At 42.7% G+C, this 2697-nt stretch carries 3 protein-coding genes; all 3 read right to left on the bottom strand.

What is annotated here, in order from left to right:
- Window positions 1-781, bottom strand: a 781-nt coding sequence (fni, locus tag BLT_RS0112065; RefSeq protein WP_017728054.1) for a type 2 isopentenyl-diphosphate Delta-isomerase, incomplete at its 3' end; no start/stop codon positions are given.
- Window positions 782-797: 16 nt separating this feature from the next.
- Window positions 798-1952 (bottom strand): 30S ribosomal protein S1, encoded by a 1155-nt coding sequence (rpsA, locus tag BLT_RS0112070; protein ID WP_017728055.1) that lies wholly within the window; start codon window positions 1950-1952, stop codon window positions 798-800.
- A gap of 93 nt (window positions 1953-2045) precedes the next feature.
- Window positions 2046-2633 carry a lysophospholipid acyltransferase family protein gene (locus BLT_RS0112075; RefSeq protein WP_017728056.1) on the bottom strand — a complete coding sequence of 196 codons (588 nt, stop codon included), beginning with the start codon at window positions 2631-2633 and terminating at the stop codon, window positions 2046-2048.
- Window positions 2634-2697 lie beyond the last annotated feature (64 nt).

A 2697-nucleotide genomic window follows, 5' to 3' on the forward strand; every position in this document is an offset into this window, starting at 1 on the left:
GTACGCCCCCTGAACTGATGACTGAAAGGTTTTTAGACATTTGTGACACTTCAACAATTGATGCCGTCGTCGTCATCCCCCAATCATTGAATAAATGCAATGAACGTGAGCGACGTTCGTTTTCGATCTTCGAAAAATTGGTACCGCCAAAACCACCGACATCCACAATCAGCACACCGATGTCTTCTAGTTTTTTTGCTGTTTCGCGGCTCATTCCGAATCCAACTTCCTTTACAATCACAGGGACATGCAATCCTTCCACGATGTTTTCAATTCGCTTTAACATCCCTGTAAAGTCCCGATCACCTTCTGGCATAACAAGCTCTTGTATCACATTGAGATGAATCTGCAACGCATTCGCCTCAATCATTTCAACCGCTCGTTTTCCCTGTTCTACGGTTGCTTCACTGCCAAGATTGGCAATAATAACACCATGGGGGTTTACTTCACGAACGACACGATAGCTTTTTTCTTGCTCAGGCTCTTTTATCGCCGCCATTTGTGAGCCAACAGCCATTCCAATCTTTTTATCTGCAGCAATTTCTGAGAGTTGACGGTTAATCGCTTCCGTTCGTTCTCCACCGCCCCCTGTCATGGCATTGATAAAAATCGGCGAACTTAACAAAAGTTCGCCGATTTTTGTCGAAAGATTTACGTCCTCCACCCGTGTTTCTGGAACACTATTATGAACAAAACGTATATCATCAAAGCCGTGGGAGCGCTGCTGACCAATTGATAAAGCATGGTTAATATGGTCTAATTTACGAGCCGCTCGACTCACGCGCATCACCTATTCATTATGATTTATATTTTTTCAGCTGATCACCGATCATATCCCCTAAGGAAAAGCCCGTATGCTCGTCTTCAGAAGATTCATTTGCTTCATAAGAGCCGTAATCATTCTCTTCATTTTCAAGGAGCTCACGAATGCTTAGAGAAATTCGCTTTTCAGCAATGTTCACATCAAGAACTTTTGCTTCAACCTTTTCTCCTTCACTTAGGACTTCACCTGGTGTACCGATATGACGGTTCGCAATTTGAGAAATATGCACAAGCCCTTCGACTCCAGGTGCAACTTCCACAAACGCTCCAAATGAAACCAATCGTTTCACAGTTCCTTCAATGATTTGTCCTGGTTCGATTTTTCCTGCAATTGTTTCCCAAGGACCAGGTAAGGTATCTTTAATTGACAAAGAAACACGTTCACTTTCTTCATCTACAGACAACACCTTTACCTTTACGGTGTCACCTTCTTTCACAACATCTGATGCACTCTCTACACGATGATGTGCAAGCTGAGAAATATGAACAAGTCCATCTACACCACCGACATCGACGAAAGCTCCAAAGTCCGTTAAGCGCTGAACCGTACCTTCAACAATTTCTCCTGGCTTAAGATTCATAAGAATCTCTTTCTTTTTTGCTTCAGCTTCTTCATCAAGTACAGCACGTTGCGAAAGAATTAATTTATTGTTCTCTTTCTCAATTTCAACAACCTTTAGTCGCAGTGTGCGTCCCTTATAATCAGAGAAATCCTCAACAAAGTGACGTTCCACTAATGAAGCAGGAATAAATCCTCTTACGCCTAAATCGACGACAAGGCCTCCTTTGACAACATCAGCCACTTCTGCTTCAATAATTTCTCCATTTTGATATGCCTTATCAAGATTGTCCCAAGCTTTTTCCGCCTGCACGGCGCGTTTTGAAAGAACAAGTTCATCATCTTCGGATTTAAGAATTTTTAACTCTAACTCGTCTCCGACAGAAAGAACATCGCTTACCTTTTCTACGTGTAAGCTGGAAAGTTCACTAATAGGCACAATGCCATCTACCTTGAAGCCCACATCAACAAACGCCTGCTTGTCTTCAACCTTCGTAACCTTTCCTGAAACGATGTCTCCTACAGAAAAGGGCTTCATGTCTTGTACTTCATTGTTCATTTCATCGACCATTGACTTTTGCCTCCTTCAATCACCCGCATATCGCTAGGGGAATCTGACTTTGTATATAAACATCTTTCACGTCTGCGAAAGAGTATTTAACGACTATGCCCTTTGATGAGCCTCGTAGAGCTTTCTTATTTCACTCATAATCACTTCCGTTGCTTCATCGGCAGATATTTTTTGCTCTCTTAAAGCTTGAAAATCAATCGGCTTCCCGTACACCATTTTTACTGTTTTAAAGCGGCGAAAAGGTCCGATGATCGCGCAAGGAACAACAGCTGCATCTGTTCGTAAAGCGAAAAATCCTGCACCTGCTAGTCCTTTTCCTATTTTCCCGTCTTTGCTACGTGTACCTTCAGGAAACAAACCAAGAATTTCTCCATCCTTTAGATATTGGATTCCTGTTCGAAGCGCTTGCTTGTCTCCCATTCCACGCCTCACTGGAAAAGCACCAAGCCTCGGCAAAAGCCCCTTTAAAATCGGCTTCTCAAAAAGCTCTTGCTTCGCCATAAAATGAACTTGCCGATCTAGGTATGCTCCAAGTAATGGTGGGTCATAATTGCTAATATGATTGCAGCAAAGAAGGACACCTTTGTCTTTTGGAAGATTTTCTTTCCCAATCACCTCTACATGATAGAAGGCGGAAAGAAACGTACGGCATACAAACTGTCCAATTGTATAAATTGTCATCGTCACGCCCGCTCCTTTGCCAATGTGATGATTGCTTCTGAAACCTCATCAATGGAAAGGGAGG

This window comes from Halalkalibacterium ligniniphilum (genome assembly GCF_000334155.1).
Lineage (GTDB): Bacteria > Bacillota > Bacilli > Bacillales > Bacillaceae_D > Halalkalibacterium > Halalkalibacterium ligniniphilum.